17 protein-coding genes and 1 riboswitch are annotated in these 16,592 nt (G+C 43.8%); of the genes, 8 read left to right on the plus strand and 9 right to left on the minus strand.

What is annotated here, in order from left to right:
• Positions 1 to 2: 2 nt before the first annotated feature.
• Positions 3 to 1,418 carry an L-seryl-tRNA(Sec) selenium transferase gene (gene selA, locus RCG24_RS05600; RefSeq protein ID WP_308078552.1) on the minus strand — a complete coding sequence of 472 codons (1,416 nt, stop codon included), beginning with the start codon at positions 1,416 to 1,418 and terminating at the stop codon, positions 3 to 5.
• Between the two features lie 100 nt (positions 1,419 to 1,518).
• Between selA and RCG24_RS05605 the strand changes: the two genes are divergently transcribed.
• Positions 1,519 to 1,770 (plus strand): Hsp20/alpha crystallin family protein, encoded by a 252-nt coding sequence (locus RCG24_RS05605; protein WP_308078553.1) that lies wholly within the window; start codon positions 1,519 to 1,521, stop codon positions 1,768 to 1,770.
• A gap of 268 nt (positions 1,771 to 2,038) precedes the next feature.
• Here the strand turns inward: RCG24_RS05605 and copZ are convergent, their stop codons facing one another.
• The 4 genes from copZ to RCG24_RS05625 form a co-directional block, all read right to left on the minus strand.
• A complete protein-coding gene (gene copZ / locus RCG24_RS05610) occupies positions 2,039 to 2,248 on the minus strand; it encodes a copper chaperone CopZ (RefSeq protein WP_202651263.1) in 210 nt (69 codons plus the stop codon).
• Between the two features lie 98 nt (positions 2,249 to 2,346).
• On the minus strand, positions 2,347 to 4,737 hold the full coding sequence (locus RCG24_RS05615; RefSeq protein ID WP_308078554.1) for a heavy metal translocating P-type ATPase: 2,391 nt from the start codon (positions 4,735 to 4,737) through the stop codon (positions 2,347 to 2,349).
• A 9-nt stretch (positions 4,738 to 4,746) separates the two neighbouring features.
• Positions 4,747 to 5,049 (minus strand): metal-sensing transcriptional repressor, encoded by a 303-nt coding sequence (locus tag RCG24_RS05620; protein ID WP_202651259.1) that lies wholly within the window; start codon positions 5,047 to 5,049, stop codon positions 4,747 to 4,749.
• A 214-nt stretch (positions 5,050 to 5,263) separates the two neighbouring features.
• Positions 5,264 to 5,518, minus strand: coding sequence for an Rdx family protein (locus RCG24_RS05625; protein WP_374049126.1), 255 nt, complete (start codon positions 5,516 to 5,518; stop codon positions 5,264 to 5,266).
• Positions 5,519 to 5,644: 126 nt separating this feature from the next.
• Between RCG24_RS05625 and selD the strand changes: the two genes are divergently transcribed.
• Complete coding sequence (gene selD / locus RCG24_RS05630; protein ID WP_374049127.1) at positions 5,645 to 6,697, plus strand: selenide, water dikinase SelD; 1,053 nt, start codon at positions 5,645 to 5,647, stop codon at positions 6,695 to 6,697.
• A gap of 30 nt (positions 6,698 to 6,727) precedes the next feature.
• On the opposite strand, the gene RCG24_RS05635 is transcribed toward selD, so the two are convergent.
• The 3 genes from RCG24_RS05635 to RCG24_RS05645 form a co-directional block, all read right to left on the minus strand.
• Positions 6,728 to 7,690, minus strand: a complete 963-nt coding sequence (locus RCG24_RS05635; protein WP_308078555.1) for an L-threonine 3-dehydrogenase — start codon at positions 7,688 to 7,690, stop codon at positions 6,728 to 6,730.
• A gap of 31 nt (positions 7,691 to 7,721) precedes the next feature.
• Positions 7,722 to 8,912, minus strand: a complete 1,191-nt coding sequence (locus RCG24_RS05640; protein ID WP_308078556.1) for a glycine C-acetyltransferase — start codon at positions 8,910 to 8,912, stop codon at positions 7,722 to 7,724.
• Positions 8,913 to 9,275: 363 nt separating this feature from the next.
• Entirely contained in the window at positions 9,276 to 10,283 is a 1,008-nt protein-coding gene (locus tag RCG24_RS05645) for an NAD(P)H-dependent flavin oxidoreductase (RefSeq protein WP_308078557.1), read from the minus strand.
• A 214-nt stretch (positions 10,284 to 10,497) separates the two neighbouring features.
• Positions 10,498 to 10,599: riboswitch (purine riboswitch) on the plus strand.
• A gap of 185 nt (positions 10,600 to 10,784) precedes the next feature.
• Here RCG24_RS05645 and RCG24_RS05650 point away from each other — a divergent pair.
• Together RCG24_RS05650 and RCG24_RS05655 are read left to right on the plus strand one after the other, a co-directional pair.
• Positions 10,785 to 11,381, plus strand: a complete 597-nt coding sequence (locus RCG24_RS05650) for a xanthine phosphoribosyltransferase (RefSeq protein ID WP_308079119.1) — start codon at positions 10,785 to 10,787, stop codon at positions 11,379 to 11,381.
• Positions 11,378 to 12,679, plus strand: coding sequence for a nucleobase:cation symporter-2 family protein (locus tag RCG24_RS05655; RefSeq protein ID WP_308078558.1), 1,302 nt, complete (start codon positions 11,378 to 11,380; stop codon positions 12,677 to 12,679). The genes RCG24_RS05650 and RCG24_RS05655 overlap by 4 nt, the downstream gene beginning before the upstream one ends.
• A 50-nt stretch (positions 12,680 to 12,729) precedes the next feature.
• Here the strand turns inward: RCG24_RS05655 and RCG24_RS05660 are convergent, their stop codons facing one another.
• Positions 12,730 to 12,915: a spore germination protein gene (locus tag RCG24_RS05660; RefSeq protein ID WP_308078559.1), complete on the minus strand. Its 186-nt coding sequence runs from the start codon at positions 12,913 to 12,915 to the stop codon at positions 12,730 to 12,732.
• Positions 12,916 to 13,228: 313 nt separating this feature from the next.
• Here RCG24_RS05660 and RCG24_RS05665 point away from each other — a divergent pair, with 313 nt between their 5' ends.
• From RCG24_RS05665 to RCG24_RS05680, 4 genes are all read left to right on the plus strand, one after another.
• Positions 13,229 to 14,782, plus strand: a complete 1,554-nt coding sequence (locus RCG24_RS05665) for an ABC-F family ATP-binding cassette domain-containing protein (protein WP_308078560.1) — start codon at positions 13,229 to 13,231, stop codon at positions 14,780 to 14,782.
• Positions 14,783 to 15,011: 229 nt separating this feature from the next.
• The gene (locus tag RCG24_RS05670) at positions 15,012 to 16,160 is read left to right on the plus strand and encodes an MFS transporter (RefSeq protein WP_308078561.1); all 1,149 of its coding nucleotides are present in this window, start codon (positions 15,012 to 15,014) and stop codon (positions 16,158 to 16,160) included.
• A 70-nt stretch (positions 16,161 to 16,230) separates the two neighbouring features.
• Positions 16,231 to 16,392, plus strand: a complete 162-nt coding sequence (locus tag RCG24_RS05675) for a hypothetical protein (protein WP_308078562.1) — start codon at positions 16,231 to 16,233, stop codon at positions 16,390 to 16,392.
• A gap of 51 nt (positions 16,393 to 16,443) precedes the next feature.
• Entirely contained in the window at positions 16,444 to 16,575 is a 132-nt protein-coding gene (locus tag RCG24_RS05680) for a hypothetical protein (protein WP_308078563.1), read from the plus strand.
• Positions 16,576 to 16,592: the final 17 nt, after the last annotated feature.

Here is a 16,592-nt window from a genome sequence, read left to right on the forward strand (position 1 = left end):
CTTTAATGTGTCTCAATATTCGCTAAGGCTTCAAGAATCAGCTCCTCTTCTTCTTTGGAAACCGTTCGTAGATCAAGGAGAAATTCATCCTTTTGGATCCGGCCGATAATCGCTGGTTGGGCCTCGATGCGTAATTTTCTGCTCAGCTGTTCGGCAGTCAAGGACTGATGTCTTAAAGCAATCACCATGGTTGGCAGCTGAACTTCAGGCATCGTTCCACCGCCTACTTGACTGACATCAGGAAAAATATTCGCGTCAAAAATGGCAGTTCTTTGTAATAGTTTTGTAACAAAAGCGTGTGATCGTTCGTCTATTTCATTAACTGACCGCAATAAATCACGAATGGTTGGGATATTGCGAATCGCTTTTTCACCGCGGGCATAATCTAATAATGTACCTTCAAGCGCCGCAAGGGTCATCTTATCGACCCGGACTACTCTTGCCAATTGATGTTTTTTCAACCGATCAATGAATGTCTTTTTCCCGGCAATAATTCCTGCCTGAGGCCCTCCCAGCAATTTATCGCCGCTAAAGGTTACAATATCCGTCCCCATAGCAATAACCTCTTTAACCACCGGCTCCTCACCAATACCATGCTGTCTAAAGTCAAATAAGGCCCCACTGCCCAAATCTTCGTAATAGATCACATCATCAAGCGTTTTGGTAAACTGAACAAGTTCCGCTGTGGGTACCGTTTCGGTAAAACCAATCACCTTAAAATTGCTGGTGTGGACCTTCATGATCATCGCTGTGTCTGGTGTGATCGCGTTTTCGTAATCATATAGATGCGTTTTATTGGTTGTCCCAATTTCCACTAGTCTGGCGCCGCTTTCCTTCATAATAGAAGAAATGCGGAATGAACCGCCAATCTCGACAAGCTGGCCCCTTGAAACGACCACTTCTTTATTTTCAGCCAGCGCCCGCAAGACCAGATACACGGCAGCGGCATTATTGTTCACGACCATCGCAGCTTCTGCACCGGTAATTTTTGTCAATAGGGCTTCAATGTGACTGTGACGGGAACCTCTCTCCCCTTGATCCAGCCGATACTCAAGATTGGAATAATTTTCTGCGGTCTCAACCACATGGCGAATTGCAGTGTTGCTTAAACGGGCTCTGCCCAAATTAGTATGTAAAATCGTCCCGGTTGCATTGATCACTCTTTGTAAAGTAAAAGAAAATTCCTTTGTGGCTGACTTTAGCAGCAATTGGAAAAGTTCCTCGATGAAGCCGGCCGTTCCTGGAAGCGGCCCATTCCAATTACCTTGAAGAATCGCTTTTCGTATCTCTTCTATGACTATTTTTAATTGCTTCGTCAGCTGGACTGTGTCGAGTCTCGTCTGTTTAACAATAACTGCAAATTGTGGATGGTGCTGCAGTTCATGGACAGGCGGGATCATCCGTAAAGTTTCTTTCACAACTAAAACTCCTTTACAAATCCTTCTTTTGACCTATTATACCATCTTTCACGTTTTCCACCTGTTTGAATAGAATGAAACGAGCAAGGGGGAGCTGGCTTTGAATAAGAAAAAATCAACCGAACATCAATCTCCTGATCCCGACTGGATGGAACAGTGGTTAAGGGATTTTTTTCTTGACCCTCATACTGAATATGAAGATAATGCGATTTTTAAAATAGATATATATGAAACCGATGATCATTGGATTGTCGAGGCGGTCCTGCAAGATTATGCAAGCTCAGAAATAAAAGTGAAAGTCGAAAATAGCAAATTAATGATTCTGCACAAAAACAGAACCATTCCCCGCTAACATCATTTCCCAAAAAAGAACGGATCATTGATTTTCCCTTTGTGATTATCCGACATGGTGTAACGGCTGTTTTCCAAAATGGACTGTTAGAGATTTTCATCACCAAAGCAGAAAATGGCTCAGGAAAAAATCGTTATATTCCCTTGCCATGAAGATGTTATCCCGCCTTAACGGGCAGTAAGACCCCCACTGATGGAAGTTTCACTTTATCGAAAAAGGATGAAAAAAGCTGATTTTCCCTTAGAAAACCAGCTTTTTAGTGTTTCATTTAGGCAATAACATCATAGCCTTGTTCTTCAATTGCTTCTTTCATCGCCGCAACTGTAACTTTTCCTTCGTCAAAGGTAACATCAACTTTACCTGTTTCTAAATGAGCTTCAGCTGCTGATACGCCAGCTAATTTTTTCAAAGCGCCTTCTACGGCAGCTTTGCAGTGGCCGCATGACATGCCTTGAACATCTAATGTTTTCTTTTCCATTCCTTTTCACCTCCTTTAAAGGGATCTTTGATCCGGCCTTAACGGGCAGTTTGATCCCCCCAATTGGTTGTGGAATCCCCGCTGATGGAAGTTCCCCTTTAGAGTTTCACCCGTTTTAAGCGGAGTGAGTTAGAGACAACACTTACCGAACTTAAGGCCATGGCAGCACCGGCGATCCATGGTGCCAGCAGGCCAAGCGCGGCAATTGGAATGCCCGCTGTATTGTATCCGAAAGCCCAGAAAAGATTTTGGCGGATATTGCGAATGGTTGCTTTGCTGATTTTAATCGCTTTTGGAATCAGCAATAGCTCACCGCCGAGAATCGTCACGTCAGCGGCTTCAATGGCTACTTCTGTTCCAGTTCCAATCGCAATCCCAATATCAGCGGTTACTAATGCTGGTGCATCATTCACGCCATCACCCACCATGGCCACTTTTTTACCCTGTTGCTGTATTTCTTTTACTTTATCTGCTTTTTCCTCAGGCAGCACTTGAGCAATTACTTGATCGATGCCGGCTTGTTTGGCAATGGCTTGGGCTGTCCGCTCGTTATCACCCGTTAACATGATCACTTCAATGCCCATTTCTTTTAATTGCTTGATCGCTTCTGGGGCGGTGTCTTTAATCGTATCGGCCACCGCAATGATGCCGCGATACTCTCCCTCAATGGCAATCAGCATCGCTGTTTTACCACCGGTTTCAAATTCAATTAATTTCTCTTCAGTCGCACTTTCGATGTCAATTTGGTGATCGTTCATTAATTTTCGATTTCCGACAAGAATCTGCTGACCAGAAATCTCTGCTTCGATCCCGTGACCGGGTATCGCTGCAAAATGATCCACTTCCAAGAAATGAATATTTTTCTCTGCTGCATAGGCCACGATCGCTTCCGCAAGCGGGTGTTCAGAACCTTTTTCGGCACTAGCTAATAATTGCAATGTTTCTGCATCACCTGAAAAATCAGTTACCTCTGGTTTTCCCTTTGTAATGGTTCCCGTCTTATCCAAAACAATCGCATTAATTTCATGGGTTCGTTCTAAGTGTTCGCCGCCTTTAAATAAAATTCCGCTTTCAGCAGCTCTTCCGGTACCAACCATTATCGAAGTAGGAGTTGCCAGCCCCAGTGCACATGGACAAGCAATAACAAGTACGGCAATGGCCGCGACTAATGACGGTTCAAATTGTCCAGGTTGAACAAAAGAAATCCAAATGATAAAGGTTAGGACAGCTATCCCAATGACAATTGGAACGAAATAACCGGAAATTACATCGGCCAACCGTTGGATCGGTGCTTTCGATCCTTGAGCTTCTTCGACTACTTTGATAATCGAGGCAAGTGCGGTATCTTTCCCAACTTTCTTGGCCTCCATTTCAATTAAACCATTTTTATTGATGGTCGACCCGATTAAGTTCGCCCCGGGTTCTTTTTCAATTGGAATCGATTCGCCGGTCAACATCGATTCATCGACGGATGTTCTTCCTTTAATAACCATACCGTCTACGGGTATTTTTTCTCCTGGTTTGACGATTAAATGATCGCCAACGACGACATCTTCGACAGGAATCATCACTTCGTTCTCATCTCTAATCACCCGGGCTTCCTTAGCTTGTAAATTAAGCAATTCGGATATCGCATTGGTTGTTTGGCTCTTCGCTCTTGCCTCTAAATATTTGCCAAATAAAATCAAGGTGATTAAAACCGCACTTGTTTCATAGTATAAATGCGGCATATAAGCAGGATCGCCAATCGTCTTTAATGCTTCATATAAACTATAGAAATAGGCAGCGCTTGTTCCTAATGCGACCAGCACATCCATATTTGCGCCGCCATTCTTTAGGTTCTTATAAGCACCTTCATAGAATTGCCAGCCAATGATAAATTGAACCGGGGTCGCCAAAGCAAATTGGAACCATGGATTCATGAAAATTTCTGGCAGCGTCATGCCGAATAAATGAACGAGCATGGTGATTAATAATGGTGCAGATAGAACTGCGGAAATCATTAACTTTGTTTTCTTATGCTGCAGCTCTTTCTCTTTATACGTTTGTTTTTCTTCTGCCTCTGCCTTTGGTTTGGCGTCATAGCCGATATGTTGGATTTTTTCAATTAAGGTTTTTTCATTTATTAATCCAGGTGTATATTCAATGGTTGCACTTTCCGTTGTTAGGTTTACTGTTGCCTGCTTAACGCCAGCTTGTTTGTTGAGTACTTTTTCAATCCGGCTGGAACAAGCGGCACACGTCATCCCGAAGACATCGAATTCCGCTTTTTCCGTCAGAACACCATAACCGATATTTTCAATTTTATTGGTAATCTCGGCGATCGAGGTTTTTTCCGGATCGTAATGAACGGATGCCTTTTCTGTTGTTAAATTCACTTGTGCTTCCACACCGGCCATTTTATTTAATGTTTTTTCTATCCGGTTAGAGCAGGCGGCACAGGTCATTCCTGTAACTCCAAGTGTTGCATGCTTTAATTCACTCACCATAACCACCCCTTACTTAGAAAATTGCTTCATGACAGTCATTAATTCTTCAATCGTTTCATTCCCCTCACCAGCTTTGATTGCATCGCTGACACAATGTTTGATGTGCCGTTCGGTAATTGAGAAACCTACTTGTTTTAATGCTGATTGGATCGAGCTGATTTGGACTAAAATATCGATACAATATCGATCGTCCTCTACCATTTTTTGTATGCCGCGAACTTGACCCTCTATTCGTTTTAAACGGTTGATGATCGCTTGCTTTTCGTCTTTGCTCCTAGGGGTACTCGGGTGATCGTGTAAGAATTTCTCCATTAAAATCACTTCCCTTTTGTTTGTACTATTACTATACCCCCCTATCCTATATTTAGTCAACAAAAAAATATCCTCAAAATTCATTTTTTAATTAGCACCGGGAAAAAATCTAAAATTGTAACTTTTAAATTATATTTAGTCAAAAAAAGCAGATCAAGAAGTTTTGTTCTCAATCTGCTAGGTTTCGGAGCCTGCTGAACATTGGACCCCTCCGTTATTCTGCTTCCATTATTTTAATTATTTCCTCGGTGTCTGGGAAAAGACCTGTTTCATCCTTTGAATAGATCTTTTCTCCGTTGACCGTTACTTCGAAAACCCCGCCGGAACTAGGAATTAATTCCACTTTTTCAATGTCTCTTCTAAAATGGGTAATTAACTCTTCCGCGAAACTCGCGGCTTTAGGCGCGTAATTTCACATCATGCAAAATTCAACGATGACCTGATACTTTTTCAAGATAAAGACCTCCATTTTAAAACAATATCTATTTGGTTTAAAATATTCTATCTCAGCCAATTTTGGTTTGCAAATCCTTTGCTTGACTCGTGCGGTTTTAAACTGAAAAAGGTATACTACTAAGTATTGGAGGTGTACAAAATGAGTGAACAAGAGAAAATCCGCCTAACCTCGTTATCAACAAAAGCCGGTTGAGGCTGCAAAATTGGTCCTGAGGACTTGACGCAAGTTTTGCGTCAGTTACCAAAACAAGATCCAGTTCCGGAATTGCTTGTTGGCAACGAGACAAGTGATGACGCCGGGGTATACCAATTAACTGATGACATTGCTCTCATCCAAACGGTTGATTATTTTACACCAGTGGTGGATGATCCCTATATGTTTGGACAAATTGCGGCTGCCAATGCCTTGAGTGATGTATATGCCATGGGCGGTGAGCCAAAAACTGTTCTCAACATTGTCGGATATCCGATTCAAAAGCTCGGTCCAGACATGCTGGTGGAAATATTACGCGGGGCTGCTGATAAAGTCAAAGAAGCAGGAGCCGTGACGGTCGGCGGACATTCAGTCGACGACCAGGAACCAAAGTTTGGCCTCTCCGTCACAGGTATTGTTCATCCGGAAAAAGTATGGAAAAATGTTGGTGCCAAACCAGGTGATGCTCTTGTGTTAACAAAGCCGATTGGAGTCGGCATCTTGACTACCGGAATAAAGCGAGGTGCGGTTACAGCCGAGCAGGAGCAACTCGTTACCGAAACGATGGCGATGCTCAATAAAATAGCTGCCGAAACCTTATCAGCCTTCCAGCCGCATGCTGTTACCGATGTAACCGGATTTGGCCTGCTCGGTCATGGCAGCGAAATGGCCCGCGGGAGTGATGTTAGTTTCGAAATTTCATTCTCTCAGGTACCGCTCCTTAACGGTACGGTGGAATTAGCGAAAAATGGTGTTGTTCCCGGCGGTTCGAAATCCAACCACAAATGGCTCCAAAATGATATCGTTTATGAGGACATCTTGCCTGAGGAGCAATTAGTCTTATGTGACGCCGTTACATCAGGCGGGCTGCTGGTTGCGCTTCCGGAAGCAGAAGCTGAACAATATGTGCAGCAACTTCGGTCAAAGGGAATTGCCCAAGCGGCTATTGTCGGGCGCGTTTTGGAAAAACAAGATAAATGGATCTATGTTAAAAGATAACAGCGAAGCGTCAGTGGCTTCGCTGTTTTTTTAGCCCGATATTCGATAGTGGAATTTCTGGCGCAGTTTATCAATCATATCCTCAGTCATTTTATCTAAATCATACTCGTAATGAAATCCCCATTCCTCTTTAGCAGCAGTGGTATCAAGGGAATTAGGCCAGCTATCGGCAATTTTCTGCCGTGCCGGGTCGACATCATAGGAAATCTTAAATCCAGGAATATACTTGGCGATACTAGCGGCAATTTCCTCAGGATCAAAACTCATCGCGCTGACATTGAAGGAATTACGATGAACCAACTTGGCTGGGTCAGCTTCCATTAGGTCAACTATGGCATTTAAGGCATCAGGCATGTACATCATGTCCATGTAGGTACCTTTGTCAATATAACAAGTATAGCGGCGATGTTTTACTGCTTCATAATATATTTCGACTGCATAATCGGTTGTTCCGCCCCCCGGCAGGGCAACATAAGAAATTAACCCGGGAAAACGGACGCCTCTCGTGTCGACAGCAAATTTATGATAGTAATAATCAGCCAACAGCTCACCGGCTACTTTGTTTACCCCGTACATCGTTGTCGGGCGCATGATCGTATCCTGCGGTGTCCCGTCCTTTGGTGTCGATGGGCCAAATGCCCCAATCGAGCTTGGCGTGAAAAATTGGGCCTTTACCTCTCGGGCGGTTTCAAGAGCATTTAATAACCCGCCCATGTTTAAATTCCAGGCAAACACCGGCTTGGCTTCAGCCGTAGCCGATAAAAGCGCCGCCAGATGCATAATCGTATCAACCCGATATTTTTTGGCGATCTCCACCATTTTTTTGCCATCGGTTACGTCTAAAGTTTCAAACGGACCGCCTAAGGCTGCTTCGCTGTCATTTTTTTTAATATCGCTGGCAATGACATTGTCAGTGCCGTATAGCTCTCTAAGCTTTAAGGTCAGCTCCGAGCCAATTTGGCCCAAAGCCCCGGTGATTAATATACGCTTCATCGCTGTTCCCCGTCCTTATCTGAATTTCTGTTTAAATAATGTTCATTTCCTTGCCGACCTTTTCGTAAATAGAAATCGCTTTGTCGAGCATTGCTTTTGTATGGGCAGCAGTCGGCATGTTGCGAACACGGCCTGTTCCTTTAGGAACTGTTGGGAAAACGATGGCTTTTGCATATACCCCTTCTTCTATTAAGCGTTGACTGAATTGCTGGGCCATCTTTTCTTCGCCAATAATGCATGGTGTAATTGGGGTTTCACTATTGCCAATGTTAAATCCTAGCTGCTTAAGTCCCTTCTTCAAATAATCACCGTTTTCCCATAGTTTTTGATTGAGCTCTGTACTTTCCATCAGGATTTCAATCGCCCGTTTGCTTGCAGCGACATCAGCCGGTGTTAAAGAGGTAGAAAATAGGAAGGGACGACTGCGTACTTTTAACCAATCAATCAAATTCTTCTTACCGGCTACATAACCGCCGACGACACCAATAGCTTTTGAGAGTGTTCCAATTTGAAAATCAATTTTGTCGGAAAGGCCGAAATGTTTGACCGTCCCCGCTCCATCGCCAAGAACACCAGAGCCATGGGCATCGTCGACATATGTAATCAGGTCAAATTCCTCGGCAATTTTAACAATTTCCGGCAAATGGGCAATGTCTCCGTCCATCGAAAAAACACCATCAGTAATGACCATCAGTTTGTTGTACTGCCCTGACTCTTTGGCTGCCTTTGCCTTGGCACGAAGATCTTCCATATCGGAGTGGTTAAAGCGGATGATTTTCGCTTTGGAAAGCCGGCAACCGTCGATAATGGAGGCATGGTTTAATTCATCGGATAAAATCGCATCGTTTTGGTCCATGACGGCTGAAATCGCTGCCATATTACAGTTAAATCCAGATTGATAGGCGATGGCTGCCTCGGTATGTTTAAACTCGGCCAATTTTTCTTCAAGTTCGAGGTGGATTTTTAGCGTGCCGTTAATGGTGCGTACGGCGCCAGCACCAACCCCAAATTTTTGCAGCGCTTCAGCTGCTGCTTTTTTCAAGCGTTCATCGGTAGCTAAACCGAGATAGTTATTCGATGAAAGGTTGATCAGTTCTTTGCCGTTAATGGTGATCACGGGACCATTCGGGCTTTCAAGTGGATCAATCACGTTATACAGGCCTTTTCTTTTTAAATCCTCGAGGTTTTCATTTAAAAATTTCTCCAAAATATGGCTTGACATCGTCAAACCCTCCTTTTTATCAAAATAGATGCCATTGTCGTTATAGAAAATACATTTGTCCATCTGGAGTGGACAGTGAAAATTAGTCTATACCGCATTATAAAAGGATTTTCTACTTATACTTTATCATATTATTCGAAAAATGTTCGTGTCAAGAGGACAAATTTGCCTATTTTCTTTTCGATTTAGAGTACCCAATTTGAATCTGATCTATTTTGAGGATTTACCCGCCTAAATTTTGAGTTTACCCGTCTGAAGGGAAGATTTACCCGTCAAAAATTTAACTTTACCCGTCTCCACCATCCGGTCATTTTAGAACGCATTAAAAAAGCAGCCTAATCTCTTAGACTGCTTTCACAATACTTATTTCGCAGGAATGCCAGTGAAACTCGCGGCACTTGCATTTATTCTTTTAAGAGCCTCATTATACTCAATCTCCAGCCGCTGAATAATCTCCGCGACCGATTCGATCCGGTCAATCGCGCCTACCCCGTGTCCTGCCGACCAAATATCGCGCCACGCCTTAACATTCTTCACCGCCGATTCTTTTTGCATATCATCAAAATCGACCTTCTCTTTTCGTACCAGCTTCTCAGGGTCAAGTCCTGCCTTTTCGATACTTGGCTTAAGCATATTTGCATGGACCCCGGAAAAAGCATCTGTCAAAATAATATCTTCCTGTGTCGATTCAACCAGCATTTGCCGGTATTCGTCATTAGCCATACTCTCTGTTGCAACAATAAACCGCGTCCCCATATAAGCCAAGTCGGCCCCAGCCGCTTGTGCCGCCAAAATCCCTTTCCCGGTTGAAATTGAACCTGCGAGCACAATAATACCATCCCAGAAGGAACGAACCATATCAACAAAAGCGAAGCTATTAATTTGCCCGGCATGACCGCCAGCACCGCTGGCAACGAGGATCAAGCCGTCGACTCCTGCTTCTGCTGCTTTCCGGGCAAACTTCACATCACTGACATCAGAAAATACCAGCCCGCCATATTCATGGACAATCTCGACCACTTGCTTTGGTCTGCCTAATGAGGTAATGACCAATTGCGGTTTATGCTTCTTGACTAGGGCCAGCTCGTCCTGTAAGCGGCTGTAGGAGCTATGTACGACCATATTCATCGCCCAAGGTGCAATTTTACGTTCCGGGTCTTTTTCTTGCTCCAGCTTCAATTCTGCATTCAACGTTCCCATCCATTGATCAAGCACCTCAATCGGGCGCGCATTCGGAGCCGGAAAAGAACCGATTACTCCATTAAGACAGCAGTTTTTTACCAATTCGGTGCCTGACACCAAAAACATTGGCGCCGAAATTACCGGCAACCTTAATCTGTTCCACCATGTTTCAGGAATTGCTTTTGCCACATTAATTCACCTCTAAGTTTGGAATTTTCAGAACATATATACAGATTAATCTTACCCTAAAATGAATGGTGATTCAATCTTTCGTTGAACTGTTGAATTAAATGAATGAAAAGGCTTCCAAATTCCGAACGAAAACGATAATTTTTAAGTCAGTATTCGGTTTTTACGAAAAAATGATTGATTTAACGATTTCTTCTGTTTATAATGTCATTATTCAATTTAATATTGTTTCACTCATATAATCGCGGGGATAGGGCCCGCAAGTTTCTACCGGATTGCCGTAAACGATCCGACTATGAGTGGGTAATGAGATTATTTTCCGCATGATTTTTTTGCGGACTTCCTTCCTAACCTTTATGATAAAACTCAAAGGCCATTGCCTCACTCATTTTTTGATGTGAAGCATTGGCCTTTGAGTTTTTTATTTTACAAATGAGAGAATGGCAAGAAGCTTACGATCAATTAAACAGAACGAATAGAATGACACTTTGGGAGGTTCATATGAAACTGCTGGAAGAAAGAATTAAACAAGATGGACAGGTATTATCAGACCATGTATTAAAGGTTGATTCATTTTTAAATCACCAAATCGACCCGGGCTTAATGCAGGAGATTGGCAAGGAATTTGCTCAACGATTTGCGGCTGATGGCATAACCAAAATCGTAACGATTGAATCATCGGGGATTGCTCCGGCGGTAATGGCCGGACTCTCTTTACATGTTCCCGTTGTGTTTGCCAGGAAGCGGAAATCTCTTACACTGTCAGAAGATTTACTGACGGCTTCCGTTTATTCTTTTACCAAAAAAGAAACAAATGAAATATCCATTTCCAAAAAATACGTGAATGAGCATGATCGGGTATTAATCATCGATGATTTTCTTGCCAATGGGGAAGCGGCCCTTGGTTTGCTACATATTGTCCAACAAAGCGGCGCTGAAGTCGCGGGAATTGGGATTGTGATCGAAAAATCCTTCCAGGATGGGGCCGCAAAACTGAAACAGCTTGGGATACGGGTGGAATCGCTGGCCCAAATTGCTGCTCTTGCCAATGGGGAAGTAACATTTTTGAATCAAGAAACGGAGGAACTTGTAAAATGAAACAACATCCCTTTCAAACCGTCTCGCTTGGAATTCAACACGTTTTGGCGATGTATGCCGGGGCTGTTATTGTCCCCTTGATTATCGGGAATGCCCTTCATTTTTCAACGGAGCAATTGGCCTATTTAGTTTCACTTGATATATTAACAAGCGGCATTGCAACGATTTTGCAGGTGTGGCAAAATCGTTTCTTCGGTATCGGACTCCCGATCGTACTTGGATGCACGTTTACGGCGGTCACCCCGATTATTTCAATTGGCAGCAAGTATGGGCTCTCGTCTATCTACGGAGCTATTTTAGCTTCCGGTCTCATTGTCATCGTCATCGCCAAGTATTTCGGTAAGTTAATTCGCTTTTTTCCTCCTGTCGTTACGGGTTCGGTTGTAACGATCATCGGAACGACACTGATACCTGTCGCGATGAATAATGTTGCCGGTGGTCAAGGAAGTCCGGACTTTGGTTCCGCATCTAACATAGCTCTGGCTTTTGGGACGCTGTTATTTATTATTTTCCTATATCGCTTCTTTCATGGGTTTGTTCGCGCGATTTCCATCCTGTTAGGGTTAATCGCCGGTACCATTGCTGCAGCACTGATGGGAAAAGTCAATTTCTCAGCCGTTAGTGACGCTTCATGGTTTCATATGATTACACCACTGCATTTTGCTGCTCCGACTTTTGAAGTGGCACCAATCATTACGATGACGCTTGTTGCAATCGTCAGTCTCGTGGAATCATCCGGCGTTTACTTCGCTCTGGCTGATATTACCGGCCGGAAATTAACAGAAGCCGATTTAGTAAAAGGATATCGGGCCGAGGGATTGGCAAGCGTGATCGGGGCCTTTTTCAATTCCTTTCCCTACACAACCTACTCGCAAAATGTCGGCCTTGTCCAATTTTCCGGGGTAAAAAGTAAAAACGTCATTTATCTTATGGGCGGCATTCTCGTGTTTTTAGGCTTTTTGCCTAAAGTGGCCGCCTTAACGACAGTGGTGCCAACCTCTGTTTTAGGAGGAGCAATGGTAGCAATGTTTGGCATGGTCATTGCCTCAGGGATTAAGATGCTTAGTAAAGTGGATTTTTCATCGCAAGAAAACCTGTTAATCATTGCTTGCTCAGTTGGCGTTGGCCTAGGAGTTACAACGGTACCGAATTTATTTGATGCCCTTCCGGAAGGCATAAAAATTTTAACCAACAGTGGGATCGTCGCCGGCAGTTTAACAGCGATTGGATTGAATATGATCTTTAATGCGGCGAAACCATTGAAACAAAAACAAATGAAAAGGTTAAAGGCATCTTAACCAACCCAAGTAAATTAGACGGAGTCTCATTTTGCTCCGTCTATTTAAATCTATGGCCTTGTCCCAGTAGAAAGACTAAAACCGGTATTCGTAGTAATAATCGAACCAGTATTACCTCCACCGGCACCTGAGATTGTTCTGGTAACCGAAATCGGTGCAATCGTGACGGCACCGCCAAAATTGACAATTCCGCCGGAAACCGTACCAATGTTAGCCCCAAATGGGTTTTTCGTCACCTCGATTTTCCTCCCCCTCTTTTCTTTATTATCCTATGTACAAGCTTTCCAGTCCGCTAATGATAACAACACAGGTGGTTTTACGTTTTCGTGAAACGGGCTGTTTTCTCTAAGCGGAAAATCCAGCGATAGTAAGATTAGGAACAAAATAGGCTTAATAATCGCCGCATTGGATAAGAACTATACACCTATTTTGGATAAAAAACAGCATAAAAATGAGAAATTTCCGCTGAAAAATCTGGTCGTATGTTGGAAATTTTAGTATGATGAAAGAATGATTGATTTTATGAACAAAGCGAGGATAAAAGCAAAAATGAGTTTATTAAATGTAGAAAATTTATCACATACATTTGGGGATCGGACCTTATTTAAAAATGTTTCTTTTCGCTTGTTAGCCGAGGATCATATCGGTCTTGTCGGGGTAAACGGCGTCGGCAAATCGACATTAATGAACATTATAACCGGCCAATTAATTCATGACAGCGGGCGGGTCGAATGGACACCAGGAATTCAATACGGCTACCTGGACCAGCACACGGTATTGACACCGGGAAAAACGATGCGCAATGTGCTCCGCGATGCCTTCCTACCCCTGTTTGAAAAAGAAAAAGAATTAACCGAAGTAACGATGAAAATGGCCGAGGCCTCACCGGAGGAACTCGAGGCTTTGTTGGAAAAAATGGGAGAAATTCAAGACGTACTTGATGCCGGTGGTTTTTATTCATTGGATATTAAAATCGAAGAGGCAGCAAGAGGATTAGGACTGGATGCTATTGGGCTGGAACGTGATGTCGCCACCCTAAGCGGCGGACAGCGCACCAAGGTGCTGTTAGCCAAGCTGCTGTTGGAGCAGCCAAAAGTTCTGCTGCTCGACGAGCCGACCAACTATCTTGATGTGGAGCATATCCAGTGGCTTGCTTCTTATTTAAAGGATTACCCGTATGCCTTTATTTTAATTTCCCATGATACCGAGTTTATGAATCAGGTCTCCAATGTTATTTTTCACTTGGAGTTTTCCAAGCTGACCCGTTATACAGCAAGCTATGAAAAATTCCTCGAACTTGCGGAAATCACAAAAAATCAACATATAAATGCGTACGAAAAGCAACAGGAATTTATTAAAAAGCAAGAGGATTTCATCGCCAGGAATAAAGCTCGTTATTCAACCACCGGACGGGCCAAGAGCCGGCAAAAACAATTGGAGCGTTTGGAGCGGATTGACCGTCCGGAGACCGCGGTGAAACCGACGTTTGAATTCAAGGAATCCCGCAGCAGCGGCCGGTTTGTTTTTGAGGCGGAAAGCCTAGAAATTGGCTATTCTTACCCACTGCTGCCAAAAATGGATCTATCCTTGGAGCGTGGCGAAAAGGTGGCCATCATCGGCTGCAACGGTGTCGGTAAATCGACGTTGTTAAAGACCATGCTTGGAAAAATTAATCCTCTTGGCGGCAAAATAGAACGCGGTGACTTCCTCTTCCCTTCTTATTTTGAACAGGAAGTCAAAGCCGGCCATGTAACTCCGATTGAAGATGTCTGGAACGCGTTCCCGCATATGGACCAGCATCAGGTCCGCGCTGCCCTTGCCCGCTGCGGCTTGAAAAATGAACACATCTCCCGTCCGTTAAATCAGTTAAGCGGCGGTGAGCAGGCAAAGGTCCGTCTCTGTAAATTGATGATGACGGAAAGCAACTGGATTTTATTCGACGAGCCAACCAACCATCTCGATGTCGATGCTAAAGCGGAATTGAAACGGGCACTAAAGGCCTACAAGGGAACGGTGGTTTTGGTCTGCCACGAACCGGACTTTTATACAGATTGGGTTACAAAAGTATGGAATGTCGAAGAATGGGCACAGCAATCAAGTTAATCAAGGCTCCCCCTACCGGGAGTCTTTTCTCATTTCGATAAATACACCGAATGTAAGATTATTATTGAAGCGGTTTAGTTTACCCTCAGGCAAAAATCTATCTTTAAACTACCCGCATCGTTTAAAATTTTCATATCAGGTTGCATTGTCATCCCCTGCTGAGTGATAATTGTAAGTGTTCTCATATAATATCAACATTAATTTGGAGTTTTAAAGGAGTGAGTATCCTTTGCAAATAAAGTCTGCTTTACCGATTCTGTTTATTGTGATGTTTTTGGTCATGGTGGGATTTGGCATCATTATCCCAGTCCTGCCGTTTTATGCTCAAGAAATTGGCGCAAACCCTACGGAACTGGGACTGCTGATGTCCGTCTATTCGCTGATGCAGTTTATATTCGCCCCGTTGTGGGGACATGTTTCCGACCGCATTGGCCGCAAACCGGTGATGATGATCGGAATTGCCGGACTGGCCCTGTCTTTCTTTATCCAAGCGATCTCCACTGCACTGTGGATGCTATTTGTGGCCCGAATTTTGGGCGGGATCCTCTCAGCAGCGAACATGCCAACAGCGATGGCCTATGTTGCTGACATCACCACGGAAGAAAACCGCGGCAAAGGCATGGGAATTGTCGGGGCGGCAACCGGATTAGGCTTCGTTTTCGGGCCGGCGATTGGCGGAATTTTTTCAAAAATCAGCTTAAGTATGCCGTTTTATATTGCCTGTGGTTCATCGTTGATTACCTTATTTCTTGTTCTCATCCTATTAAAGGAATCAAAACAGAAGAACCATGAATCGGAACCTGAAAAACCGTCATTCTTGAGTGCCTTTAATAGTCATGTTACGGTCTTATTCATTGTGCAATTATTTATTTCCTTATCTCTTTCCGGACTGGAAGCTACGTTTGCTTACTTTGCAGCAAAAAAAGCAGGGTTGGGCACGGTGCAACTGGGCTATATTTTCATGATTATGGGCTTTGGCAGTGCCATGGTCCAAGGCGGATTAGTCGGAAGATGGACGCGAAAATACGGAGAAAACGCCGTCATTCAAGGCGGGATGATTGTCTCGGCAATCGGCTTTGGGTTGATTTTGCTGGTGAACAATTTTGCCACTGCGGCCATTTATTTAACCATCTTCGGGCTCGGAAATGGTGTGATCCGCCCCAGTGTCTCGGCACTGCTGACGAAAACCTCCGCTGCCGGGCACGGGAGTTCGACAGGGCTTTTGTCTTCATTTGATTCATTAGGGCGGATTATTGGACCGACTCTTGGCGGCTGGCTGTATTCTATTGCAATGGGACTACCGTATATTTCCGGCGTGATCATTACCATCTTAGCTTTTGGGCTATTTCTCGTTTTCCGGCCAAAAGTAAGTGCCTAAAACGTGTAATCTTTGGGCGCGGACGAGCATAGAATGAGTACGAAGATTCAATGGAAAAGGAGCCGGAACCATGAAATTAACCACTTTCATAAGTGCATTAGGCCTGTTACTGACGTTAGGGGCCGCTGCCTATTTGGATTCACCGTACTCATTCTTAAATATTAACTATACCTATACAGCCGATCAGCCGGTAGTCGCTAAACCGGCAGCCATCCAGCCTTCCGAAGATTAACCGGAGCTGGTAGAAAAACTGGAAAAATCCGAAAAAGATGGCGGCTATATTGTGGAAACGTATCAGGAATATGAAATTTATAAGGATAAAGAGGGCAATATTAAAGAAGAAATCCCTACCTCCAGAACAGATACATTAAAATACTGGGATTACAGTGGAGCCTCTCATGCAATTGAGCAATAACCTTGAAAAAATGACGT

Origin of the sequence: Neobacillus sp. OS1-32 (genome assembly GCF_030915425.1) — a bacterium.
Lineage (GTDB): Bacteria > Bacillota > Bacilli > Bacillales > Cytobacillaceae > Neobacillus > Neobacillus paridis.

Bases quoted from the DNA above. Each gene is read 5' to 3' on its own strand.
- copZ (WP_202651263.1), bottom strand. From the start codon at position 2,248: ATGGAAAAGAAAACATTAGATGTTCAAGGCATGTCATGCGGCCACTGC.
- RCG24_RS05615 (WP_308078554.1), bottom strand. From the start codon at position 4,737: ATGGTGAGTGAATTAAAGCATGCAACACTTGGAGTTACAGGAATGACC.
- RCG24_RS05620 (WP_202651259.1), bottom strand. From the start codon at position 5,049: ATGGAGAAATTCTTACACGATCACCCGAGTACCCCTAGGAGCAAAGAC.
- RCG24_RS05635 (WP_308078555.1), bottom strand. From the start codon at position 7,690: ATGAAGCGTATATTAATCACCGGGGCTTTGGGCCAAATTGGCTCGGAG.
- RCG24_RS05640 (WP_308078556.1), bottom strand. From the start codon at position 8,912: ATGTCAAGCCATATTTTGGAGAAATTTTTAAATGAAAACCTCGAGGAT.
- RCG24_RS05650 (WP_308079119.1), top strand. From the start codon at position 10,785: ATGAAACTGCTGGAAGAAAGAATTAAACAAGATGGACAGGTATTATCA.
- RCG24_RS05655 (WP_308078558.1), top strand. From the start codon at position 11,378: ATGAAACAACATCCCTTTCAAACCGTCTCGCTTGGAATTCAACACGTT.
- RCG24_RS05665 (WP_308078560.1), top strand. From the start codon at position 13,229: ATGAGTTTATTAAATGTAGAAAATTTATCACATACATTTGGGGATCGG.
- RCG24_RS05675 (WP_308078562.1), top strand. From the start codon at position 16,231: ATGAAATTAACCACTTTCATAAGTGCATTAGGCCTGTTACTGACGTTA.